Genomic DNA, 24,422 nt, shown 5'->3' with positions numbered 1-24,422 from the left:
AGGGTGGGGCGGTTCATCTCATAAAACAAGAAGAGCTTGACGTGAAAAGGGTAGGAAAATGGCATCGTCGGAGTCAGGTGGCACCGCCATTGTGACGACAAACCGCTGGCTGCAATTGATTGCCGGCGTCGTCTGCATGGTTGCTGCGGCTAATATTCAGTATTCTTGGACATTGTTCGTCCCGGAAATTCAAAACGCGCACGGCTGGAGCCGGGCGTCGATTCAGGTTGCCTTCACGGTGTTCGTGGTTGTCCAGACCTGGCTGACCCCAATCGAAGGGTATTTCATCGACAAGTACGGCCCGCGGACCGTGGTGTTCGTCGGCGGCTTCTTCACCGGTCTGTCCTGGATCGTGAATTCCTATGCCACCTCGCTGACCGGCTTTTATATCGGCGCGGCCATCGGCGGCATCGGTGTCGGCTGCGTGTATGCCACCTGCATCAACAGCGCGCTGAAATGGTTCCCGGACAAGCGCGGCCTCGCGGTCGGCCTGACGGCGGCGGGCTATGGCTCGGGTACGGTGCTCACCATCATCCCGATCGCCAACATGCTGAAGACCTCCGGCTATTCGGAGACTTTCTTCCTGTTCGGCCTGATCCAGGGCGCCATCATTCTGCTTGCGGCCGGCTTCCTGCGCGCGCCGAAGAAGGGTGAAGTGACGTTCTCGTCCAGCGTAGCGCAGAGTCGTCGCGACTATACGCTCGGCGAAGCGCTTCGCACGCCGGTGTTTTACGTCATGCTCACCATGTTCATCTGCACCGTCACCGGCGGTTTGATGGCGGTGGCGCAGCTGGGCGTGATCGCGGAAGATCTCGGGGTCAAGAAAGTCGAGGTCAATCTCTACTTCTTTGCCATGGCGGCCTTGCCGTTCGCCCTGATGCTCGACCGGATCCTGAATGGCGTGTCCAGGCCGCTGTTTGGCTGGGTTTCGGACCATATCGGCCGCGAAAAGACGATGTTTTTCGCTTTTGCGATGGAAGGCATCGGAATCGTAGCGCTCGGCGCGTTCGGTCACAATCCGTGGGCCTTCATTTTCCTTTCGGGCGTCGTGTTTCTCGCCTGGGGTGAAGTCTACTCTCTGTTCTCGGCGACCGCCGCGGATACATTCGGCAGTGCACACGTCGGCAAAATCTATGGCGTTCTTTATTGCGCCAAAGGTGTGGCCGCCCTTCTCGTGCCGTTTGCAAATATTTTGATGGAAGCGACGGGAAGCTGGTCCACGGTGCTCTATACCGTTGCGATCATGGATCTGACCGCCGCCTTCATGGCCCTCTTCGTTCTGCGGCCGATGCTGAAAAAGCATCACCAGATGAATGCGGATGCGGCCGCCCGCGCAACGCTTCAGGCCCCGGTCGGCGCCTGATCCAACGGCCCTCTGCCGCCTTCGGGCGGCCCCTTGAGGCCCTGGCTCCGCCAGGGCCTTTTTTTTGGCTCTCGGCGCTCGGAGCCGGTCCTCGACTGTCAGAATGGATTTTAATTGTAAATGTAATGTCCTTGCGCATACTGGTATTGCGAAGGTGAAAACGACGCGATGCGTCGTCGAAAAACACGTAATCAAATGTATTTACGAATATTTCACTTTATCTAAAGTTGAAAATATTGAACCCCCTTCGCCCCATTTCTCAGTCGCACGCTGAAAAACCTGTAATTTCAGGGGCGCGGTAGCTGTTACATTACCGCAAATTGCATGTTGCATACCGTATTTTGCATCGAACATTCGAGCCTGGTTCGCAGCGGGCCGCTCGAAACGAGCCCGCCACCATCAAGAATGGCGACTGTCACGGGCCGTTCATCGACTCGAATTCGATGACCCCAATAGGGAAGGGTAGGAAATGCCGTCTGTTGAGTCTGTGCAGAAGGGGCCCATCGGCGGGCGCTGGATGCAGCTGGTTATCGGCGTGATCTGCATGTCGATGATCGCCAACCTGCAATATGGCTGGACGCTGTTCGTCGAGCCCATCAATGACAAGCACCAGTGGGGCCGCGCGGCCATTCAGGTCGCCTTCACCATCTTCGTTCTCACCGAGACCTGGCTGGTCCCGATCGAAGGTTGGTTCGTGGACAAGTACGGCCCGCGCATCGTCGTGCTGATCGGCGGCTTCCTGTGCGGCCTCGGCTGGGTCCTCAATTCCATGGCCGATACGCTGGCCGTGCTCTATGTGGCAGCGGCCATCGGCGGCATTGGCGCCGGCGCGGTCTATGGCACGTGCGTGGGTTCGGCGCTGAAGTGGTTCCCTGATCGCCGTGGCCTTGCCGCCGGCATCACCGCTGCGGGCTTCGGCGCGGGTTCGGCCATCACCATCATCCCGATTGCCGCGATGATCGCCTCGCAGGGCTATCAGCAGACCTTCCTCGTGTTCGGCCTGTTCCAGGGCGCGGTGGTGATGGCGCTGTCGATCTTCCTTCAGGCGCCCAAGCCCGGCCAGCTCCCGCCGGTCACCAATAAGGCCGCCACGCAGAGCCGCCGCGATTACGGCCCGGGCCAGATGCTCAAGGCCCCGGTGTTCTGGGTCATGTATGCGATGTTCGTGCTGGTTGCCGCCGGCGGCTTGATGGCGACGGCGCAGCTCGGCTCCATCGCCAAGGACTTCAACATCGCCGGCGTTCCGGTGAGCCTGATGGGCATCACCCTTCCGGCGTTGACCTTCGCGCTCTCCATCGATCGCGTGCTGAACGGCCTCACCCGTCCGTTCTTCGGCTGGGTGTCCGACAATATCGGCCGCGAGAACACCATGTTCATCGCGTTCTCGCTTGAAGCGGTCGGCGTGCTCGCCCTCGGCCATTTCGGCTCGAACCCGCTCGCCTTCGTGCTGCTGACCGGCCTCGTCTTCTTCGCCTGGGGCGAGATCTACTCGCTGTTCCCGGCGACCTGCGGCGATACATTCGGCTCCAAGTTCGCCACCACCAATGCCGGCTTCCTCTACACCGCCAAGGGCACCGCCTCGCTGGTGGTCCCGATCGCGAGCGTCGCCGTGGCGCAGCTCGGCAATTGGGATCTGGTGTTCCTTATCACCGCCGGCGTGAATGCCCTGGCGGCGCTGATGGCGCTGTTCGTGCTCAAGCCCATGCGCGCCCGCTTCGTTGCCGATGCCAAGCTGGCGACGGCGGCCGAAGCCAAAGCCGCCCAGGCCGCTCACTGAGCCACCGCTTTCCATGTCCGGCGTCCCTCGCGGGGCGTCGGGCGGGGAGATGGATCGAAGGATCCGAAGGCAGGCGTTCGCGCCTGCCTTTTTCGTTGCCTGCGATGCAGGCGATCAGAAGCCGCGGGGGAAGGACGCGACGGCGGGCTCGCTGCCCTGGTTGTCCTTGTCGCCACCGAACAGGGTGCCGGCAGAGCGTGTCTCGTCCTGGCCCATCAGCGCGAGGTCGGCAGGCATGCTGGCGCCACCGGCCGCAGCCATGAAGCTCTTGGGATTGCTGAAGCCGATCACGGCGCCGGTCAGGGCGACACCGAGGATGGCGAGGGCGACGAAATCGAATGCGGTCATTTTAGCCTCCAGGCGTGCCGTTGCACGCCACCCGTTGCGAGCACCGGGGTCGCCGTGCTGACGGCCCCTGTCCTCATTTCCGGATGCCATACTGACCTAATTCATCGCGTCTGTGGTATACATAATACGCAGGGGTGCCTCTCATTGCTGCATAGCAGCATCGACACCCCCTTGATCTGCCTTAGCTGGCTGAAAGATTTCGCAAGTGCGAGATCAACCCGGCCGTCGACCCCGAGGTTCCCTGCGGAGCGGCGCCCCCCTTCACCGCCGGCAGCAAGGCGGTGGCCATTTCCTTCCCGAGCTCCACGCCCCATTGATCGAACGCGTTGATTCCCCAGATCGCGGCTTCCGTGAACACGCGATGCTCATAAAGCGCGATCAGCCGGCCCAGCGTGAACGGGTCGAGCAGCGTATAAGCCAGTGTCGCCGAGGGCCGGTTTCCGGGGAACACCTTGTGCGGCGCAAGATCGGCCACCCGGGCCTCGTCCATGCCGCCGGCGCGCAACTGCGCTTCCACCTGCGCCAGCGAGCGGCCACGCAGCAGGGCTTCCGATTGGGCAAGGCAGTTGGCGATCAGCAGATCGTGGTGGGCCTGGAGTGCCGGTTCGTGCCCCTGGGCGGCGATGAGGAATTCCACCGGCACCACATCGGTGCCTTGGTGGAGAAGCTGGAAGAAGGCATGCTGGCCGTTGGTGCCGGGCTCGCCCCACACGATCGGCCCGGTCGGCCGCGCGACCGGGGCGCCGTCGCGTGTCACGCTCTTGCCGTTGCTCTCCATGTCCAATTGCTGGAGATAGGCCGGAAAGCGCGCGAGGCGCTGGTCGTAGGGAATGATCGCCCGGCTCGCATAGCCGCAGACATCGCGATGCCACACGCCCACGAGCGCGAGCAGCACCGGCAGGTTCTGTTCCAGCGGCGCATGGCGGAAATGATCGTCCATGGCGGCGCCGCCGGCGAGGAAGTCGCCGAACGCAGCCGAGCCGATGGCGATCATCACCGGCAGGCCGATGGCCGACCACAGGGAATAGCGCCCGCCCACCCAATCCCAGAAACCGAAGGTGCGCTCCGCCGCGATGCCGAAGGCGCCCACTTTGTCGAGGGCGGTGGAGACCGCCGCGAAATGGTGCCCCACCGCGTCCTCGCCCAAGGCCGCCGCGATCCAGGCGCGGGCGGAGGCGGCATTGGTCATGGTCTCGATGGTGGTGAAGGTCTTCGAGGCGATGATGAACAAGGTCGTGGCGGGCATAAGCGGCTTCAGCACGTCGCTCAGATGCGCGCCGTCCACATTGGAGACGAAATGCAGGCGCGGCCCGTCGTGATAAGGCGCGAGCGCGAGCGTCGCCATCACCGGCCCCAGGTCCGAGCCGCCGATGCCGATGTTCACGACATCGGTGAAGGTTTGCCCGCGATGCCCGGCAATGGTGCCGGCGCGCACCGCGTCAGCGAAGGTGAACAGCCGGTCGAGGGTTTCGCGCACCTGCGCCTTCACATCCGTGCCGTCGATGTCCAGCGGTTCGGGGCCGGTATCCCGCAGCGCCACGTGGAGCACCGAGCGCTGTTCCGTGGAATTGATGCGCGCGCCGGCGAACATGGCCGCGCGCCGCTCTTCGACGCCGGTGGCGCGGGCAAGCTGGAACAGCAGGCCGAGGGTCTCACCGGTCAGTGCGGTCTTGGAAATATCCAGAAGCAGGTCGCCGGCGCTGGCGGAAAAGCGGGCGAAACGGTCTGGATCGGCGAACAGATCGGCCAGGGGCGCGCCAGCGGCGCGGTCCCTTGCCGCGTTCAGCGCCTGCCAGAGGGTGTCGACTTCGGCGCCGGGCTGCGGCGCGTGGACATCGGTCATGGTCGGATCTCCGTCAGGGGCACCAGAGCACGTCGAGTGGGGCGCGGGCCCGCAGCACGGCGCGGATCGGCAGGGCCTCGGCCGGGCCCTCCGCGCGTGCCGCCTCCAGCACCGCGCGCTTGCCGGCGCCCTCGATGTGCAGCAGCAAGGTCTGTGCCGCCAGCAGCGGCGGCAAGGTGAAGGTGATGCGCGGCTCCCCCGCCGCCTCCGCGCGGATCGCGATCAGGGGGGCGGTGCCTTGGGGGTCGAGCGCCGCGGGCAAGGCGGAAGCTCCGGGGAAGAAAGAGGCGGTGTGCCCGTCGTCGCCCATGCCGAGGACGACCGCCGCGAAGGGCAGGGGCAGGCCGGCAAGGCTGGCCTGCGCCGCCGCGAGGCCCTCCTCGGGCGTTGCCGCGCCGGTGTAGAGCGGCAGGAATCGCGCCTGGGCGGCGGGTCCGCGCAACAGATGCGCCCGCACCAAAGCGGCATTGGAGCGGGGCGAGGCCTCGTCCACCCAGCGCTCGTCGACCAGGGTGACGCTGACGCGGCCCCAGTCGAGCGGCGCTCCGGCGAGCGTCTCGAAAAAGCGCGTGGGGGTGCGCCCGCCGGAAACCGCAAGGCTCGCCGCGCCCGTCGCGGCGATGCGCGCGCGCAATGCTTCCGCCACATGGGCCGCGAGCGCGCGTGCCAGCGCATCCGGCCCGTCATAGGCGGTGAAGGCGACCGGGGTGGGGCTCGCACTCATGGGCGCTCACGGATTTCGGGACGGGGCGGGCGAAGCATATCGGTCGAGGGGCGATGGTCCCTCAGGCATCGTCCATCCAGGTGCGGCCGTCCCGCTCGATCAGGGCGATCGCGGCGGAGGGGCCCCAGGTCCCGGAGGTATAGGACTTGGGCGCCTCGCGCAGGTTGCGCCAGGCATCCAGGATGGGATCTATCCATTTCCATGCGGCTTCCACTTCGTCGCGGCGCATGAACAGGGTCTGGTTGCCCCGCACCACATCCATGAGAAGCCGCTCATAGGCATCCGGGTTCCGCACGCCGAACGCCTCGGCGAAGCTCATGTCGAGCGGCACATGCTGAAGGCGCATGCCGCCGGGGCCGGGATCCTTGATCATCAGCCACAGCTTCACGCCCTCGTCGGGCTGAAGGCGGATCACCAGATGGTTCGCCACGATCGGGCCGGCCTGCTCGTCGAACACCGAATGCGGGATCGGCCGGAAGGCCACCACGATTTCCGACACCCGGCTCGCCAGCCGCTTGCCGGTGCGCAGATAGAACGGCACGCCGGCCCAGCGCCAATTGCCGATTTCCGCCTTTAGGGCGACGAAGGTCTCGGTCTGGCTGGTGTTGGATCCGAGTTCGTCCAGATAGCCCGGCACCGCGCCGCCGGAGGACGCGCCGGCGCGATACTGGCCGCGCACTGTGAGGGCGGCCACATTGCTCTCGTCGATCGGCTCCAGGGCTTTGAGCACCTTCAGCTTTTCGTCGCGCACCGCGTCCGCGTCCATGTTGACCGGCGGCTCCATGGCCACCAGGCAGAGCAATTGGAGCATGTGGTTCTGCACCATGTCGCGCAGCGCGCCGGCGGTGTCGTAATAGCCCGCCCGGCCAGCGACCCCGAGGCTTTCGGCCACCGTGATCTGCACATGGTCGATATGGGCATGGTTCCACACCGGCTCGAACAGGGCGTTGGCGAAGCGCAGCGCCATCAGGTTCTGCACCGTCTCCTTGCCGAGATAATGGTCGATGCGGAACACCGCTTCCTCGCGGAACACCCGGCCGACCGCCTCATTCACCGCATGGGCCGAGGCGAGATCCTTGCCCACCGGCTTTTCCACCACCACGCGCGTCTGCGGCGTGACGAGATGGTGCGCGCCGATGCGGGCGCAGATGTCGTCGAACAGATCGGGCCCGACCGCCAGATAGAACACGCGCACCTTGTCGGCGCCGGGGGCGAGCAGCGCGGCGAGCGCGTCCCAGCCCTCGTCGGACACCGCGTCGACCTCGACATAATCGACCCGCGCCAGGAAGCGCTCCAGCTGCTTGCGCTCGATCTGGTCGATGCCGTCGCGGTCCTCCACCGAATCGCGGGCGAAGTCCTGGAAGGCCGCACGGGTCATGGGGCGGCGCGAGACGCCGATGATGCGCGCGTCGTCTGGCAATTGGCCGGCTAGGTCGCGTTCATACAAAGCGGGGAGAAGCTTGCGTTTCGCGAGGTCGCCGGTCGCTCCGAACACGACGATGTCGAACGGTTCGACCGTGATGACGCGAGCAACCATGGGGACCTCCAGTCGACGGGCCAGGGGCGCCGTCACGCGAGACGATAATCGTCTTCTACCAAATCCTTCGCGTCTGTGTTGCGACTGCGAGGGGCTGATGTTGATATCGCCTTTGTGAGGTGCTGCGCCAGATGCTCCACGGCCGGCGCGAGCCGGCGCAGATGCGGCGCATGCACCAGCCACGCGTCCATGTGCGGCGCGAAATCCACCAGCCGCACGCTCTGCACTTCGTCGCGATGCCGGCTCTCCGCCAGCATGGCCTGCGTGGCGAAGCCGATGCCGACGCCACGCGCCACCAGCGACAGCCGCAATTCTGAGGACACCGCCTCCGCCGCCACCTCGAACGGCAGGCGGGCATTCTCGAACGTGCGCTTGAGGGTGCGGCGGAAATCGCATCCCTGCTGGCTCAGGACCCAGGGATAGGCGGAAAGATCGACCAGGCGCGTGGAGGCGGAAAAGGTGAAGTGCCGGCTCGCCACCACCTCCACCGGCAAGCTGCCGAGCGGAATGGCCGCCAACGCGTCCGGTGGGGCCGCATGCGCGGCGAGCGAAAGGCAGGCGACGTCCAGGACGCTGGAATGCACCTGCTCGATCAGATTGGCGCTCCAGTCGCTGGAGACGCGGGGGATGAGGCGGGGGAAGGCGGCGCGCAGCTGATCCAACGGTTCGGCGAGGGCCATTTCCGACAGGAAGGGGGTGACGCCGAAGCGGAACTCGCCCTCCACCACGCCGGTCGGGGCAAGGCGGGCCTTGAGATCGGCGACGGCGCCCACCACGTGGCGCCCCATCTCATAGGCGTCGCGCCCGGCGCGCGTCGGCTTCAGGGGCTTCGCCTGCCGATCCAGCAGCACCGCGCCGAGCGCGTCTTCCAGCGCCTGCACGCGCCGGGTGACGCCGGGCTGGGTCAGGTTCAGCCGGCCCGAGGCGGCGACGATGGAGCCGGTTTCCACCACCGCCAGGAAGGCTTCCAGATCGCGGATGTTCATGGAGATGTTGCCTAATGCGAATTGCGCATATTGAAAATCATCATAATTCAATTGTCGCATAAAGGCGAGCGCCCATACAGTCCCGCCAACTCAATTCGCGGGATTTCCCATGACCGACGTTCCGGCCGCAGACCGCGCGCCCCTCTGCGCAACGCCCCCTCTCGTGCCTCTCGAAGCGGCGTCGAGCGCCCCACCCACCTTGCTGTTCGCGATCGCCGCGGGCCTTCTGATCTCGGACATCACGGCAACCCAGCCGCTGGTGGGCGCCATGCGGGACAGCCTCGCCATATCGGAAGGGCTCGCCAGCCTGGTGGCGACGCTGGCCCTGCTTGGCTATGCCGCCGGCCTTCTGTTCATCGTGCCGCTGGCCGACCGCATGGAGGCGCGAAAGCTGGCGCTGCTGATGCTGGCGCTCGGCATCGCTGCGCGGCTCGCGCTCGCCGGCGCGCCAAGTTCCATCGCCGCCTTCGGCGCCGCTTTTGCCGTCGGCATCGGGTCCAGCGCCGTCCAGGTGCTGGTGCCGCTCGCCGCCTCCATGGCGCCGGAGCATGAGCGCGGCAAGGTGGTGGGCAATATCATGGCCGGGGTGATGGCGGGCATTCTGCTCTCCCGTCCGCTCGCCGGGTTGATTGCGGATTTCGCCGGCTGGCGCGCCTTCTTCCTCATGACGGCAGGGGCAACCACGCTGCTTTCGGTGGTGCTGGCCCTTCGCCTGCCGGATCATCCCCCGCGCTCGCAGGAGAGCTATCGCGCCCTGCTGGCGTCGCTCGCGACCTTGGTGCGGGAAGAGCCGGTGTTGCGCCGCCGGTCCCTGACCGCCGCGCTCGGCATGGCGGCCTTCAGTTCGTTTTGGACCATGATCGCGCTGCGGCTCGCGGAAGCGCCGTTCTCCTTGTCGGCGAGCCAGATCGCGGTGTTCGCGCTCGCCGGCTGCGGCACGATCCTGATCGCGCCGCTCGCTGGGCGTGCGGGAGATCGGGGCTGGACCAAGGGCGGCACGCATGTGGCCCACATCGCCATGCTGGCCGGCGTGGGGATTGCCGCGCTCGCCGGATGGCTGGCGCAGGATGGTGCGTTCGGCGTGCCGCTGGCCTTGTTGGTGGTGGCGGGGCTGGTGCTCGACATGGGCTGCGTCGGCGACCAGACGCTGGGGCGGCGGGCGATCAACATGATCCGCCCGGCGGCACGCGGGCGCATGAACGGCCTGTTCTCCGGCATCTTCTTTATTGGCGGGGCCATCGGCGCATCCCTCAGCGGGGTTGCCTATGCGAGCGGCGGCTGGCTCGGCGTCTGCGCGCTGATCGCCGGGTTCTCCGTCATCGCCGGTCTGATCGGCCTGTCCGAGCCGCGCTGACCCGAATCGCTGATCCTTCAGCAGGAACGCCGGCCCTCGTGGCCGGCGTTTTCGTTTGCCGCTCTCGCGGCGCCGGACACGAGCGGACGGGCACAACGCAAAAAACCCGCGCGGCAGGGGCCACGCAGGTGTCGCTTCAGCTCAATGCCTCACCAGCCGCTTTGCGGCTGGAGACCCGCTCAGCGGGTGGGGCGGGGCTTGCTGGGGATCAGGCCTTCGCGCTGGGCGCGCTTGCGGGCCAGCTTGCGGGCGCGACGAACGGCTTCCGCCTCTTCGCGGGCGCGCTTCTCGGACGGCTTCTCGTAGTGACCACGCAGCTTCATCTCGCGGAAGATCCCCTCACGCTGCATCTTCTTCTTGAGCGCCTTGAGGGCCTGATCGACATTATTATCGCGGACGAGAACTTGCACGTGTTGCCTCTTCGAGCTGTTGCGCCGAGCGAACTTGCACTGGTCTGAAAAACATATCCGGAAGCAGGAGGGGCGCTTTCACGCCGGACCAGTCTCTGCCGGAAGGAGCGCTCTCATATCAGAGGCTCCGGTCTTTGTCCACACTTGCTCCGCAGGCCAAGGGCGCGGCGGACGTAAAAAGGGCGGCACGGGGCCGCCCTTTCGCATTTGGGTTCGGCGCGCCTCAGGAGCCGCCGAACAGCTTGCGCTGCCACCAGCCCGAGCGCGGCTTGGCGGCGGGCGCGGCTTCCTGGCTCTCGCTGGCTTCAACCGGCGCGGGCTGGGCGAGCGGGGCTTCCGCCTCGGCGCTCGCACCCGGCTCGGCGGCGACGATATCGGCGTCGGCGATCGGAACGCTGGCGCTTTCCTGGTTGGATGCCGCAGATTCCGCAGCCGGCGCGGAATCGCTGGCTGGCGCGGAGTCCGCCGGGGCGAGGGTGCCGTCCTCGGTCACGATGACGGGCGCCTTCTCGCGCACGGTGGAGCGGCGGCGCGGGGCGGGGGCGGGTTCGGGTTCGGGTTCCGCAGCCGTCTCGGCGACCGCTTGGGAGACCGGCTCGTGCGACGGTGCGGGGGCAACGGGCGCGGCTTCCGCACGCGGGGCCGTTTCCGACACAGGCGCGGCCTGGGTGGTGGGTGCTTCGTCCACCGCGTGGGCGGCGGGCCCCTCGATGTCGGCGGGCGCGCGCACCGGCTCCGCCTCGAAGGCGGCTTCGGTGAGGGCGACCGGGACCTCGGCGCTCAGCGTCGTCTCGGCGCCATCTGCCTCGCCTTCGCCTTCGCTTTCGGCAAGGGCGCCTTCGGCAAGCGGGCCTTCGGCGCCATCCTCGTCCTCGCCGGAGCGCGGCGCGCCCTCTTCGCCTTCACGGCGATTGCGGCGGCCGCCACGGCGACCGCGCCGGCGCCGGCGGCGCTCGCCCTCGGTCTCGCCACGGGCTTCGCCTTCCGCGCGGTCTTCGTCGTCGGACTCTTCGCCTTCGCTTTCGCCATCGGCGGCTGCGGCGAGGTCGTCACCTTCGGCGGCTTCGCCTTCGCCTTCGGCAGGCAGGGTGCGCGGCTCGCCGTCGCGCTCGCCGCGCCGGCGCCGACGCCGACGGCGGCGGCGATTGCCGTTCTCGTCCACGCGCTCGGCACCGCCTTCGCCGTCCGCCTCGGCTTCACTTTCGCTCTCGCCGACCTCTGCCTCCTCGCCGGTGTCCTCATCCTCCTCCTCATAATCCTCCTCGGGGAGGATCGAATCGGGATGCACGGCCTTGGAGAGGCGCGGCGCTGCCGGCGGCGGCACGGCAAGGTCGCCCTTCTCGATCAGGAACGGCTGGTGGCCGGTGACGCTCTCGTCCGCCGTGATGAGCAGCGTGACGGAGAAGCGCTCTTCCAGCTCGCGCAAGTGGGCGCGCTTCTGGTTCAGCACATAGAGCGCCACTTCCGAGCGGGTGCGGGCGATCAGATTGTGGGTGGCGCCGCGCACCAATTGTTCCTCGAACGCGCGCAGCAATTGCAGCGCCACCGAGGCCGCAGAGCGCACATGGCCGGTGCCGCCGCAGGTGGGGCACACCTCGATGGAGCTTTCCAGCACGCCGGTGCGGATGCGCTGGCGCGACATTTCCATCAGGCCGAAATGCGAGATGCGGCCGACCTGGATGCGCGCGCGGTCGTTCTTCAGGCAATCCTTGAGCTTGCGCTCCACCGCCCGGTTGTTGCGCTTCTCCTCCATGTCGATGAAGTCGATGACGATCAGGCCGGCGAGATCGCGCAGACGCAGCTGGCGCGCGATTTCCTCGGAGGCTTCCAGATTCGTCTTGAGCGCGGTGTCCTCGATATGGTGCTCACGCGTGGAGCGGCCCGAGTTCACGTCGATGGAGACCAGGGCCTCGGTCGGGTTGATGACGATATAGCCGCCGCTCTTGAGCTGGACCACGGGGGAGAACATCGCATCGAGCTGATGTTCCACGCCGTGCTTGGCGAAGATCGGCTGGTGGTCGTTATAGGCGACAACGTTCTTCACATGGCTCGGCATGAGCATGCGCATGAAGTCGCGGGCCTCGCGGAAGCCCTCGTCGCCGGCGACGTGGATGTCGTCGATGTCCTTGTTGAACAGGTCGCGGATGGCGCGCTTGATCAGCGAGCCTTCCTCATACACCAGGCTCGGGGCGCTGGAGGTGAGGGTCAGCTCGCGCACCGTCTCCCACAGGCGCAGCAGATATTCGAAGTCGCGCTTGATCTCGACCTTGGTGCGGTTGGCGCCGGCGGTGCGCAGGATGATGCCCATCCCTTCCGGCACCTCCAGGTCCTGCACCACTTCCTTCAGGCGCTTGCGGTCCACCGCATTGGTGATCTTGCGCGAGATGCCGCCGCCCCGCGCGGTATTGGGCATCAGCACGGAATAGCGGCCGGCAAGCGAGAGATAGGTGGTAAGGGCCGCGCCCTTGTTGCCGCGCTCCTCCTTGACCACCTGCACCAGCATCACCTGGCGGCGGCGGATGACTTCCTGGATCTTGTAGGAGCGGGCGCGGCGCTGGTGCGAGCGCTCGGGCACCTCTTCCATGGCGTCGTCGGAGCCCATCTGCTCCACGCCTTCGTCTTCTTCCTCGCCGTCCTCGTCCTCGTCGTCCTCGGCCGAGCGGCGGGACTTCTCCGAACCGCGGCGGCCGCGCGAGCCGCGTTCGCGCGGCTCGCGGCCGCCCGTGTCGCGCTCAGCCGATTCGCCGTCAGATGCCTCGCCCGTGCCTTCGGCGGCGGAAGCGCCATCTTCGGGCGGCAGGATCGGGCTGTCCTCGCGGTCGGCGAGGGGGGCTTCCGCGCGCGCTTCGTCCTCGAAGGCGGCGCGGGCGTTAAGGCCGGCCTGCTCCTGGGGGGCGGGCAGCTCGCTGTCGCGCTCGTGGCTCGCGCCTGCCTCGTGGGCGATGATGTCGGCAACGTCGGTGGACGCGGGCAGGTCGCGCGGATCGACCGGGATTTCCTCGCCGGTGTCGGTCTCGGCATAATCGACGCGCCGCTCGGCGGGCGCTTCGTCATCGTCGTCCGAGGCCGAACCACCGGAAATCTGACCGTCCTCGATGGTTTCCACCACGTCGGACTCGTCGATCTCCTCGACATTGCTGGAGACGCTTTCGTCCGACGACGGGCGGCGTGACTTCGGCCGCTCGCGGCGGCGCTCGCGGCGCTCGTCTTCCTCGTCGGCGGCGCGCGCGGCGCGCTCTTCTTCCTCGATCAGCGCCAGGCGGTCGGCGACCGGGATCTGGTAATAGTCGGGATGGATCTCGCTGAAGGCGAGGAAGCCGTGGCGATTGCCGCCATATTCGATGAAGGCGGCCTGAAGCGAGGGCTCGACCCGCGTCACCTTGGCCAGATAGATATTGCCCCGCAATTGCTTGCGGGATGCGGACTCATAGTCGAATTCTTCGACCCGGTTGCCGCGCACGACCACGACCCGGGTCTCCTCCGGGTGGGTCGCATCTATGAGCATTTTGTTGGGCATGGAAATCTCTCTGCGCGGCGTCGGAGACACAGCTCCGCGACGGTCGGCGCGGCAAAGCCTGCGAACCGCCGATACGCCTGAAATTGAAGCGGGAGGAGACAGAGGAGCTGTAGCGCGCGGGGGTCATTTCGACACCCTCCGCATCGAGACACACGGGCGCACATGGTGCGCGCTGTTCGTGCGGTTGAAAGTCATGCCCTCGGCTACTCGTTCCTCAGCGAAGCATCAGACCAGGCGAGTGCCCGGCCCCGGCATACGGCAGCCCGATTCCCCCCGACAGACAGCTTCCTCGGCGGCATGAGCGACGCGAGCGGCCGTCCAGTCGCGCGCTTTGGGCGCGCGCGCCGCAGGGTGGCACACTCAAATCCTTGAGCAGCCTGCGACGGGAGATGCCGGACCAGCTTCAGGAAAGTGGAAGTTCCCAAGCAGGACGCCATCAGCGGCAGCCGCGGCAGCCGGGGGCCGAAGAGCCTGTTCCGGAACGCGAACCGTATACATCTCCTTCTTACTCGTCCCGCTCGCCTCTTGGCAAGGTTCATGCCTGTTCCAGCGGCAACAATGTCATCCTGGCCTGTGTCGGACCGACCACAGGCCCGCGATAAGTGTGCGCGGCGTCAACCTTGGATTAACGAAAGCGCCCCTATCCGGTACAAATGGCAAGTCTTGCCGTCTCCGGAGGCGGACAGGGAAGGTTCCTGGACATGTGGGCCCGCACACAGCGCGCCGGATGGACACAAGCGGCGCCGGCATCGCGCCAGCCGCGTCGTGCCGCGTCCTCGGAGCGCACCGCAGACCGTCCGCCCGTGTCCTGCGCTGCCGCCGCGCGGCCGCAGCGTGGCGCGATGCGTGTCTTCGGGCAGGCGCTGGGTCTTGCCCTTGTGGGCGCCATGGGCCTCGTGCTCGCCTGCGGCGCGCCGGCCCGTGCCGGTGAACCGTTGGCGGTGCAGATCGCGGCCCGCCCCGACGCCGCCCCCACCGCCGCCCCGTCGGCATCCGCTCCGAGCGAGGACGCGGGCCGTGCGGTCGCGCCCGGTCCTGCCGTGGCTACCGACGCGCGCCTCGCCGGCGATGCCCAGCGCACGCGCCTCGTGATAGATCTCAGCCGGCCGGTGGAGTTCAGGGCCTTCACCCTGGCCAATCCCTACCGGGTCATTCTCGACCTGCCGGAAGTGCGCTTCGCCTTCGATGCCTCCAAGGGGCAGACCAAGCGCGGCTTGGTGAATGCCTATCGCTATGGCGATTTCGCCCCCGGCAAGGCGCGCGTGGTGGTCGATCTCGCGGAGCCGGTCACCATCGACAAGGCGTTCGTGCTGGAAGCGGTGGACAACCAGCCGGCGCGCCTCGTGCTCGATCTCGTCAAGACCGATGCGGCCAATTTCACCTCCACCGTGGCCACCGCAGCCGAAGCGCGCGGCGCTCCGCCGGACATCGCGCATGTGGAGACCCCTGCCGATGGCGATACCCGGCCGGTGATCTGCCTCGATCCCGGCCATGGCGGGATTGATTCGGGCACCACCGGGGCGAGCGCCTTCGCGGAAAAGAACATCGTGCTGGACGTGGCGCTGGCGCTCCGGGACAAGCTGGAGGCGAGCGGGAAATATCGCGTCGTCATGACGCGCTCCACCGACACCTTCATTCCCCTAGGTGAGCGGGTGCGAATCGCCCGCGCCAATCGCGCCGCGCTGTTCGTCTCGATCCATGCCGATGCGCTCGCCCGCAATGACGGGCAGGCGCGCGGCGCCAGCGTCTATACCCTGTCCGAGACCGCCAGCGACGCCGAGGCGGCGCAGGTGGCGGAAATGGAGAACAAGGCCGACCTGATCGCCGGCGTCGATCTTTCCGAGGAGAGCAACGAGGTCGCCGGCATCCTGTTCGACCTCGCCCAGCGCGAGACCAAGAACTTTTCCGCTTTGTTCGCTCGCACCCTCGTGGGCGCTATGAAGGGGGCGGGGCGAATCCACAAGAAGCCGCTCAAATCCGCCGGCTTCCGCGTGCTGAAGGCGCACGACGTGCCGTCGGTGCTGGTGGAGCTCGGCTATATGTCGAGCCGCGAAGATCTCAAGCTGATGACCTCGGACGCTTGGCGCGACAAGGTCACGGACGCCATGCAGAGCGCCATCGCCGACTTCTTCGCGACTCGCGTCGCCGGCGGCATCGCTGCCCCCGCGCCGCTCGCCACGGGAAGCGTGCCGCGCTGATCCCGGTCTCGCGCGACCTTGGCTCCGCGTCGGCGTGTGCCGTTACGGCATTCGCGGCGGCGAGACCTGCCGCAAGGTCAGCGGCGTCCTTTTTGACGCTCCGTCGTGAAGCAGCCACTTTTGGCCAACATAGCCGTCTCAGCGGCATCGAATTGCGATCTTCTCGTGCCGCGACCCTTGCACAAAAGGGGCGAATGCGGCTTTTGAACAGGCTTGCCCGATCGGGCAGGAAAGCCGCCGTTGCGGGTGTCGTGGAGGGAGAGCCGGCGAAATGCGGCTGCTGTTGAGGTTCTTCGGATTTCTGTTCGCCTTCGGCACGCTGGTGTTACTCGCCGGAGCGGCGGGGGCGACCTATTTCGTCTGGAAATATTCCCAGGACCTGCCCGACTACACCCAATTGCAGAATTACGAGCCGCCGGTGATGACGCGCGTCCATGCGGACGACGGATCTCTGGTGGCCGAATGGGCGCGTCAGCGCCGCCTCTATATTCCCATCCAGTCGGTGCCCAAGCTGGTGATCGAGGCGTTCCTGTCCGCCGAGGACAAGAATTTCTACGAGCACGGCGGCATTGATCCGTCCGGCATTTTCCGTGCCGGCATGCTCTATCTTCAGAATTTCGGCTCGAACCGCCGGCCGCAGGGCGCCTCCACCATCACCCAGCAAGTGGCGAAGAACTTCCTGCTGACCAATGAGGTGTCCTTCGACCGCAAGATCAAGGAAGCGCTCCTGGCGCTGCGCATCGAGCGCGCCTATTCCAAGGACCGCATCCTCGAGCTCTATCTCAACGAGATCTATCTCGGCATGGGCGCCTACGGCATCGCCGCCGCCGCTTTGGTGTATTTCGACAAATCGGTCGAGGACCTGAACATCCAGGAAGCGGCCTATCTCGCCGCTTTGCCCAAGGCGCCCTCGTCCTACAATCCCTTCCGCGAGCGTGAGCGCGCGACCGACCGCCGCAACTGGGTCATCGACCGCATGGCGGAGAACGGCTACATCACCGCCGCCCAGGCGGAGGCCGCGAAGAAGTCCGCCATCGACGTGACCCCGCGTCCCACCGGCGCGCAGATCTTCGCCGCGGAATATTATGCCGAGGAAGTGCGCCGGCAGATCTATGAGCGCTACGGCGAAACCAAGCTCTACGAGGGCGGCCTCTCGGTGCGCACGGCGCTCAATCCGAAGATGCAGATGATCGCCAAGAAGGCGCTCTCCGACGGCCTGGTGCGGTTCGACGAGCAGCGCGGATGGCGCGGTCCGGTCAATCATATCGACATCAGCGGCGACTGGGGACAGAAGCTCTCCGAGCTGAAGGCCTATTACGACATCCCGTGGAAGCTCGCGGTGGTGCTCGATTCGGGCAAGGAGACGGCGCGCATCGGCTTGCAGCCGCCGCGCGAGAAGGCGGGCGGCATCTCCTCCCAGCGCGACCTCGGCCTGATCAATCTCGACGGCGTGAAATGGGCCCGCTGGACCAAGGGGCCGGACGCCTACAAGGCGGTCAGCTCGGTCGCGCAGGTGCTCAAGCCCGGCGACGTGATCTATGTGGAGCCGATCGCCGGGAAGGACGGGCAATATCGCCTGCACCAGATCCCGGACGTGGAAGGCGCCATGGTGGTGATGGAGCCGCTGACCGGTCGCGTGCTCGCGCTCTCCGGCGGCTTCTCCTATGACGAAAGCCAGTTCAACCGGGCAACCCAGGCGCTGCGCCAGCCCGGCTCGTCGTTCAAGCCGATCGTCTATTCCGCCGCGCTCGACAATGGCTATACGCCCTCCACGGTGGTGCTGGATGCGCCTATCGAGATCGACCAGGGGCCGGGCCTCGGGGTGTGGGCGCCGGAAAACTACGCCAAGAAATTCTATGGCCCGCAGACCCTGCGCTTCGGCCTGGAACAGTCGCGTAACGTGATGACCGTGCGCCTCGCCCAGGACATCGGCATGCCGCTGGTGGCGGAATACGCCAAGAAGTTCGGCGTCTATGACGACATGCTGCCGGTGCTCTCCATGGCCCTCGGCGCGGGCGAGACCACGCTCATGCGCATGGTCGGCGCCTATGCCATCATGGCCAATGGCGGGCGCAAGGTGACCCCCTCGCTCATCGACCGCATCCAAGACCGCTACGGCCACACCATCTATCGCCACGACGAGCGCGAGTGCCGTGGTTGCGACGCGGACAGTTGGCATAACCAGCCTGAGCCGACCCTGATCGACCGCCGCCCGGTGGTGCTCGACCCCATGACCGCCTATCAGATCACCTCCATGATGGAGGGTGTGGTCCAGCGCGGCACCGGCACCGCGCTGAAGGATCTCGGACGGCCGGTGGCCGGCAAGAGCGGCACCACCAATGACGAGAAGGACGCCTGGTTCGTGGCCTTCACGCCGGAAGTGGTGGTGGGCGTCTATCTTGGCTACGACAAGCCCAAGCCCATGGGCAAGGGATCCACCGGCGGCGTGCTTTCCGCGCCGATCGTGCGCGATTTCATGAAGACCGCCCTGGCCGACCGGCCCGCCATTCCGTTCCGCGTGCCGCCGGGCATCAAGCTGGTGCGTATCAATCCCAAGAGCGGATTGCGCGCGGGCACGGGCGAAAACGCGATCCTGGAAGCCTTCAAGCCGGGCACCGCGCCGCCGGATAGCTATTCGGTGATCGGCGCGAGCGATGCCCCGCTCACCGTGACGCCCGAGGCCGACCGCGCGGTGCGCGCCGGAACCGGCGGGCTGTACTGACCCTTCTCGTTCTGCTTTCGCCATCGGGCGGAGCCGGCCTGAACCAGCCGGCTCCGCCTTTTTCATTCCTGCCGCCACGGCCCTGCGGCGCGGCGTCGCCCGGTGCCCGTTTACAGGCCGGCGCCCCGCCGCTATTTTCCGCGGCCCTCGGATCAGAAAGGTTTGCCATGCGTGCGGAGCTCGCCGCGAAAGTCGACGAGATCAATCAGTCCGTTGATCTGCTGCGTCAGCATCTCAATGTGGACCGCTCGCGCCGGCGCCTCGCCGAATTGAACGCCATCGCCGAGGACCCGAACCTCTGGAACGATCCCGAGCGGGCCCAGAAGATCATGCAGGAGCGCACGGGCCTGGAAGATGCGCTCGGCGCCATCGACCGGGTCAATCGCGACCTTGCCGACAATATCGAGCTGATCGAGCTCGGCGAGGCCGAGGGCGACGAGGGCGTGATTTCCGAAGCCGCCGCGGCCCTCGACGGGCTGAAGAAAGAACTCGCGCGCCGCGAGCTCGACGCGCTGCTTTCGGGCGAAGCGGATTCCAACGACAGCTATCTGGAAGTCCATGCGGGCGCCGGCGGCACCGATAGCCAAGACTGGGCGGAAATGCTGCTGCGCATGTATCGGCGCTGGTGCGAGCGGCACGGCTTCAAGGTGGAGCTGATGGATGAATCGCAGGGCGAGCAGGCCGGGCTGAAGTCCGCCACCATCCAGGTGAAGGGCCATAATGCCTATGGCTGGCTGAAGACCGAGGCGGGCGTACATCGTCTCGTGCGCATCTCGCCGTTCGATTCGAACGCGCGGCGCCAGACCTCGTTCGCGAGCGTGGATGTCTATCCGGTGGTGGATGACCGCATCGTGGTGGACATCAAGGAAGCCGATGTGCGGGTTGATACCATGCGCTCCGGCGGCGCCGGCGGCCAGCACGTGAACAAGACCGAATCGGCGGTCCGCCTCACCCACATTCCCACCGGCATCGCGGTGGTGAGCGAGGGCGACCGGTCCCAGCACAAGAATCGCGCCACCGCCTGGAACATGCTGCGCGCCAAGCTCTATGATCTGGAGCTGAAGAGGCGCGAGGCCGAGGCGATCGCGGAGCAGGCGGCCAAGACCGATATCGGCTGGGGCCACCAGATCCGCTCCTACGTGCTCCAGCCCTACCAGCTGGTGAAGGACCTGCGCACCGGCGTCACCTCGGGCACGCCGCAGGAAGTGCTGGACGGCGACCTCGACCCCTTCATGGAAGCAGCGCTGGCCCAGCGCGCCTATGGCGGCGGGCCGGATCAGATCGAAGACGTGGAGTGAGCGCGCAGCGGCGCCATCGGGATGGCGCCGCTCTTGCTTTGGCAACCGTTAAGCCAACGCCTTCGCGGCTTCCAGCACCTCTTCCGCGTGGCCGGCGACTTTGACCTTCGGCCAGACCCGGGCGATGGTGCCGTCGCGGTCGATGAGCAGGGTGACGCGCTCTATCCCCATGTATTTTCGGCCATACATGCTCTTTTCTCCCCACACGCCATAAGCCGTGAGCATGGCCGTGCTCTCGTCCGAGCCGAGGGGAATTTCCAGGTCGTACTTGGTCTTGAACTTGTCCTGCTTGCCAACCGGATCGGCCGAAACCCCGAGAATGGCCGTGTCCGCCTGCGCGAATTCGGCTCGCAGGGCGTTGAAGGCAATGGCTTCCTTGGTGCATCCCGGGGTATCAGCCTTGGGATAGAAATAGAGCACCAGCTTGCGACCCGAGAAGTCGCCCAGCGAAATGGTGCCGCCGCCGTCGCGGGGCAGGGTGAAGGCGGGGGCGGGGGCGCCCTGTGGGGGAATTTCGGTCAAGTGCCTTCCTTTCGACGTGTCGGTGTCTTACCGCCTGAGCCAGATGCCCTTGCCTGGAAAACAGGATCGTACATTCTGGCGCCGCACCATGCGGGCGCGGGGGCGCCAGTCGGCACGCGGAGGGTTGCATAGGGATGAGCGAAAACGCGAGGCAGCTCAAGCCGGGGGAACGGCATGTGCGGCGGTCGCGCCTGCAAGGCATCGCCGGCGCGCTCGTGCCCCGCAGCCGCGCCGCGCGTCTGGTCATGTGGCTGCTGGTGGGCGTGTTCGCCGTCGGTGGCATCGCGGCGCTCACGGCGTACGCGCTCATCTCGCAAGGGGTTGTCACCGCGAATCTCGCCACGCCCTATATCGAGCGCGCCATCGAGGAGCGGCTCGGCTCCAATTATAAGGTCAAGATCGGCTCCACCACGATGGAAACCATCGAGGAGGGGCGCACGGTGGTCATCGTGCACGACATCCGCGTCACCGGCCCCGGCAATGAACTTGTCGCCAGCGCCCCGAGCGCCGAGGTGGAACTGGAAGGCAGCCTCCTGACGCTTTCGCCGCGCGCGCGGCGGATCGACCTGATCGGCGCGGAAATGACCGTGAAAATCGCCGCGTCCGGCTCGGTCGCGGTCGCCACCGGCAAGGGCGCGAAGGCGATCACCACGACACCGACCGGCGAACCGCTGGTGCCGCCCCTCACCGCGGCGACGCCCGCACCGCCCTCCGCTGGCGCGGCGCCAGGCGCGCAACCCGCCGCTGGCGCACAGGCCCCGGCGGCGGCCGCCGCCTCGGGCGCGACGCGCACACCGGTGTCGGATCCGCTGGTGCTCAAGGGCCTCGCCCAATGGCTGGAGCAGCTGGAGCGCGGCGGGCTCGACGGCGGGGCGCTCGAGGACGTGGGCCTCAAGGACGGCACGCTCGTGGTGCAGAACGAGGCGAGCGGCCGCAAGGTGACGTTCGACGACATCTCGATCCGCCTCGCGCGCCCCTCCCATGGCGGCGTGGTGCTGACCTTCACGGTGAAGAGCCCACACAGCACCGCCACCCTGGTCGCCACCATCGGCCCGGTCGCCGATCGCGAACGCACGGTGATGCTCGACCTCAAGGATGTTTCCACGCGCGACTTGGTGCAGGCCTTCAGCCAGGATTGGCGGCGCTTCTACATGGACATGCCGCTGTCCGCCTCGCTCAACGCCCGCCTCGCGCTCGACGGCAATGTGCGCGCCGCCAATGCCAAGGTGCAGCTCGGCGCCGGGCAGATCGGCAATGGCGAGGACGTTCTGGAGCGCTTCACCCTCGATGGCGCCGAACTGGCGCTGACGCTGGATCCGCAGCGCCGGGTGGTGGCGATCGACCAATTGGTCGCGAGCAAGAATGCCAACAAGGTGGCCTTGCAGGGCGAAGTGAAGGTGCCCGCGTCCGCCGAGCAGGACTGGCCTTACACCTTGCGGCAGCGCGAAGTGGTGTTCGCAGGTCCGGAAATGCCCGATCCGCCTTTGGTGATGACATCGGTGGACGTGGTCGGGCGCTACACCCCGCCCAACAAGCAATTGCTGTTCGAGCGCGGCGCGCTCGCCAGCGCCGCCGGCGGCCTCAGCTTCTCCGGCATGGTGGATTTCGGCATCGACGTGCCGGCCATCAAGCTGAATGCGGCGGGCTCGCGCATGCCATCCAGCACGGTGCGCCGCTTCTGGCCGGTGTCCATCGCTCCGCCGGCGCGCACATTCGTGCTGGAGAATGTCACCGGCGGGACGATAGATGGCTCGACCATCGTCGTGAACATGCCGCTGGACCTCATCGGGCAGAAGGAAATCCCGCTGCCCGAGGATGCGGTGCATCTGGAAATGAGCGGCAGCGGCTTCACCATCCAGGCGCTCAAGGGCCTGCCGCCGATCCGCGATGCCAAGCTCAATGTGGTGGTCACCGGCCGCACGGTGCGTGTGAACCTGCCGGAAGGCACGGTGGTGACGCCCGGCAACCGCAAGCTGGCCATGACCGACGGCGTGTTCTTCATGCCGGATTATTTCCCCCGCGAGCCACGCAGCCAGATCCGCGTGCGGATCGACGGCCCGGCGGATGCCGGCATCGAAGTGCTGGGCATGGACGCGCTGAAGGGACCGGCGGGAACCGCCTATGATGCCGCCACCACGCGCGGCCGCCTGTCTGCGCTGGTGCAGATCAACATCCATTTCCGCAAGGTGGCCGACCCGGCGGACACCGATTATTCGGTCGAGGCGACTCTGACCGATTTCGGCGTCGACAATGTCTTCGCCGGCCAGCGCATGGAGGGGGCGACGGTGTCGGTCTTCGCGACCCCCGCCGGCATCCTGCTGCGCGGCGACGGCAAGCTTGCCGGCGCGCCCGCGACTTTCGAATATGAGAAGAAGAAGGACCAGGCCGACGCGGACCTGCGCGTCAACGCCACGCTGGACGATTCCGCGCGCAGCAAGATCGGCATCGGCCTCACGGCGGTGTCGGGGCCGGTGCTGCTGAAACTGGTGGGAACCACCAATAATAACGAGACCAAGGCCAATATCGAGCTGGACCTGACGGCGGCGCGGATTTCCGATCTCATCCCCGGCCTGTCCAAGCCGGCGGGCCGGCCGCTGAAGGCGCGGTTCTCCACCATCGACACCGGCACGCGCATCAAGATCAACGAACTGGTGCTCGATGGGTCCGGCACGCTCATCAAGGGTTCGCTGGAGCTGGCGGACAATGGCGACGTGAACGCCGCCAATTTTCCCACCTTCCAGCTTTCCGACGGCGACCGCGCCAGCCTGAAGGCGGACCGCTCCGGCGACGTGCTGCGGGTGCGCATTACCGGCGACGTGGTGGATGCGCGCGGCATCATGAAAAGCCTCGTCGGCAGCCCCTCCGCCCCCAAGGACCCCAAGACCGGCAAGCCGCAGCGCAACCAGGATGTGGATGTGGAGGCGAAGATCGGTGCGCTCACCGGCAATAATGGCGAGGTTCTGCGCCAGATGGACCTGACGGTGAGCCGGCGCGGGGTGGAGCTGCGCAACTTCTCCCTGAGCGCGAAGGTGGGCCGCGAGGGCAATGTCGCCGGCGAGATCCGCAACACCGACGCCGGCCGCCGAGCCCTGTTCCTGCGCACGTCGGATGCTGGCGCGGTGCTGCGCTTCCTGGAGATCTATCCCAAGATCGAGGGCGGCGACATGTGGGTGGTGGTGGACCCGCCGCGCGGCGACAGCTCGCCCCAGGAAGGCACGGTCAACATCCGTGATTTCGTGGTGCGCGGCGAGCCGGGCCTCGAAAGCCTGAGCGCGGCCGCCCGCGATTCCACCGGCCGGCAGGAGCCGGGCACGGCGGTGTTCCAGAAGGCGCAGGCCAAATTCATCCGCACGCCGGGCAGCGTCACCATCCGCGAGGGGGCGATCTGGGGGCCGGTCGCGGGCGTGACCGTGGACGGCACCATTGATTTCGCCGCCGAGCGCATTTCCATGCGCGGCACCTATGTGCCCGCCTATGGGCTGAACAATCTGTTCAGCAAGGTGCCGGTGATCGGCATGCTGCTGGGCGGAGGGCCGAACGAGGGGCTGGTGGGCGTGACGTTCGAGGTCACGGGGCCCATGAGCGGGCCGACCTTGCGGGTCAATCCCCTGTCCGCCGTGGCGCCGGGCTTCCTGCGGAAGATGTTCGAATTCCGCGATTCCAGCGATACGCCTCCGGTGCGGTGATGCCGGTAACGTTCAGTAATTACCTGGCGTAAAGTGCCCGCTTTTCAGGTTTTTTAGACGCTTTACGCTCAAGCCTGCGTTTATCGGCTGGGAACCTATTGTGCAGATTGGCGTTCCTGTCATGCAATCTGATGCAG

The 24,422-nt window shown here is 66.7% G+C and carries 15 protein-coding genes; 7 read left to right on the top strand and 8 right to left on the bottom strand.

The annotated features are described in order from the left end of the window. Nucleotides 1-58 precede the first annotated feature (58 nt). Together oxlT (V5F78_RS15095) and oxlT (V5F78_RS15090) are read left to right on the top strand one after the other, a co-directional pair. The gene (oxlT, locus tag V5F78_RS15095; protein ID WP_394071249.1) at nucleotides 59-1,363 is read left to right on the top strand and encodes an oxalate/formate MFS antiporter; all 1,305 of its coding nucleotides are present in this window, start codon (nucleotides 59-61) and stop codon (nucleotides 1,361-1,363) included. 469 nt (nucleotides 1,364-1,832) lie between these two features. Continuing rightward, nucleotides 1,833-3,140 (top strand): oxalate/formate MFS antiporter, encoded by a 1,308-nt coding sequence (gene oxlT, locus V5F78_RS15090; protein ID WP_394071250.1) that lies wholly within the window; start codon nucleotides 1,833-1,835, stop codon nucleotides 3,138-3,140. A 114-nt stretch (nucleotides 3,141-3,254) separates the two neighbouring features. On the opposite strand, the gene V5F78_RS15085 is transcribed toward oxlT (V5F78_RS15090), so the two are convergent. The 5 genes from V5F78_RS15085 to V5F78_RS15065 all read right to left on the bottom strand — a co-directional run bounded on the left by V5F78_RS15085 (nucleotide 3,255) and on the right by V5F78_RS15065 (nucleotide 8,578). Then, complete coding sequence (locus V5F78_RS15085; RefSeq protein ID WP_394071251.1) at nucleotides 3,255-3,488, bottom strand: hypothetical protein; 234 nt, start codon at nucleotides 3,486-3,488, stop codon at nucleotides 3,255-3,257. Nucleotides 3,489-3,669: 181 nt separating this feature from the next. Then, a complete protein-coding gene (gene pgi, locus V5F78_RS15080) occupies nucleotides 3,670-5,331 on the bottom strand; it encodes a glucose-6-phosphate isomerase (protein WP_394071252.1) in 1,662 nt (553 codons plus the stop codon). A 13-nt stretch (nucleotides 5,332-5,344) separates the two neighbouring features. Continuing rightward, nucleotides 5,345-6,055, bottom strand: coding sequence for a 6-phosphogluconolactonase (gene pgl, locus V5F78_RS15075; protein ID WP_394071253.1), 711 nt, complete (start codon nucleotides 6,053-6,055; stop codon nucleotides 5,345-5,347). A gap of 61 nt (nucleotides 6,056-6,116) precedes the next feature. Continuing rightward, nucleotides 6,117-7,592, bottom strand: a complete 1,476-nt coding sequence (gene zwf / locus V5F78_RS15070) for a glucose-6-phosphate dehydrogenase (RefSeq protein WP_394071254.1) — start codon at nucleotides 7,590-7,592, stop codon at nucleotides 6,117-6,119. Between the two features lie 32 nt (nucleotides 7,593-7,624). Further along, entirely contained in the window at nucleotides 7,625-8,578 is a 954-nt protein-coding gene (locus tag V5F78_RS15065) for a LysR family transcriptional regulator (RefSeq protein WP_394071255.1), read from the bottom strand. A gap of 109 nt (nucleotides 8,579-8,687) precedes the next feature. Between V5F78_RS15065 and V5F78_RS15060 the strand changes: the two genes are divergently transcribed. After that, a complete protein-coding gene (locus V5F78_RS15060) occupies nucleotides 8,688-9,932 on the top strand; it encodes an MFS transporter (protein ID WP_394071256.1) in 1,245 nt (414 codons plus the stop codon). Nucleotides 9,933-10,111: 179 nt separating this feature from the next. Here the strand turns inward: V5F78_RS15060 and rpsU are convergent, their stop codons facing one another. Both rpsU and V5F78_RS15050 read right to left on the bottom strand, forming a co-directional pair. Further along, nucleotides 10,112-10,342: a 30S ribosomal protein S21 gene (rpsU, locus tag V5F78_RS15055; RefSeq protein WP_348847404.1), complete on the bottom strand. Its 231-nt coding sequence runs from the start codon at nucleotides 10,340-10,342 to the stop codon at nucleotides 10,112-10,114. Between the two features lie 223 nt (nucleotides 10,343-10,565). After that, nucleotides 10,566-13,859: an Rne/Rng family ribonuclease gene (locus V5F78_RS15050; RefSeq protein ID WP_394071257.1), complete on the bottom strand. Its 3,294-nt coding sequence runs from the start codon at nucleotides 13,857-13,859 to the stop codon at nucleotides 10,566-10,568. Nucleotides 13,860-14,701: 842 nt separating this feature from the next. On the opposite strand from V5F78_RS15050, the gene V5F78_RS15045 reads away from it, so the two are divergent. From V5F78_RS15045 to prfB, 3 genes are all read left to right on the top strand, one after another. Then, the gene (locus tag V5F78_RS15045; RefSeq protein WP_394071258.1) at nucleotides 14,702-16,057 is read left to right on the top strand and encodes an N-acetylmuramoyl-L-alanine amidase; all 1,356 of its coding nucleotides are present in this window, start codon (nucleotides 14,702-14,704) and stop codon (nucleotides 16,055-16,057) included. Nucleotides 16,058-16,328: 271 nt separating this feature from the next. After that, nucleotides 16,329-18,779, top strand: a complete 2,451-nt coding sequence (locus tag V5F78_RS15040; RefSeq protein WP_394071259.1) for a penicillin-binding protein 1A — start codon at nucleotides 16,329-16,331, stop codon at nucleotides 18,777-18,779. 167 nt (nucleotides 18,780-18,946) lie between these two features. Beyond that, nucleotides 18,947-20,077 (top strand): peptide chain release factor 2, encoded by a 1,131-nt coding sequence (prfB, locus tag V5F78_RS15035; RefSeq protein ID WP_394071260.1) that lies wholly within the window; start codon nucleotides 18,947-18,949, stop codon nucleotides 20,075-20,077. A gap of 48 nt (nucleotides 20,078-20,125) precedes the next feature. Here prfB and V5F78_RS15030 read toward each other — a convergent pair whose 3' ends face one another. After that, the gene (locus tag V5F78_RS15030) at nucleotides 20,126-20,599 is read right to left on the bottom strand and encodes a peroxiredoxin (RefSeq protein ID WP_394071261.1); all 474 of its coding nucleotides are present in this window, start codon (nucleotides 20,597-20,599) and stop codon (nucleotides 20,126-20,128) included. Nucleotides 20,600-20,733: 134 nt separating this feature from the next. Between V5F78_RS15030 and V5F78_RS15025 the strand changes: the two genes are divergently transcribed. Continuing rightward, a complete protein-coding gene (locus V5F78_RS15025; RefSeq protein ID WP_394071262.1) occupies nucleotides 20,734-24,285 on the top strand; it encodes a YhdP family protein in 3,552 nt (1,183 codons plus the stop codon). The last annotated feature ends 137 nt before the right edge of the window (nucleotides 24,286-24,422 follow it).

This window comes from Roseixanthobacter glucoisosaccharinicivorans, assembly GCF_043195095.2.
Taxonomy (GTDB): Bacteria; Pseudomonadota; Alphaproteobacteria; order Rhizobiales; family Xanthobacteraceae; genus NCEH01.
The sequence above is the reverse complement of the archived record's forward strand: the minus strand, read 5'-3'. Positions and strand labels throughout refer to the sequence as shown.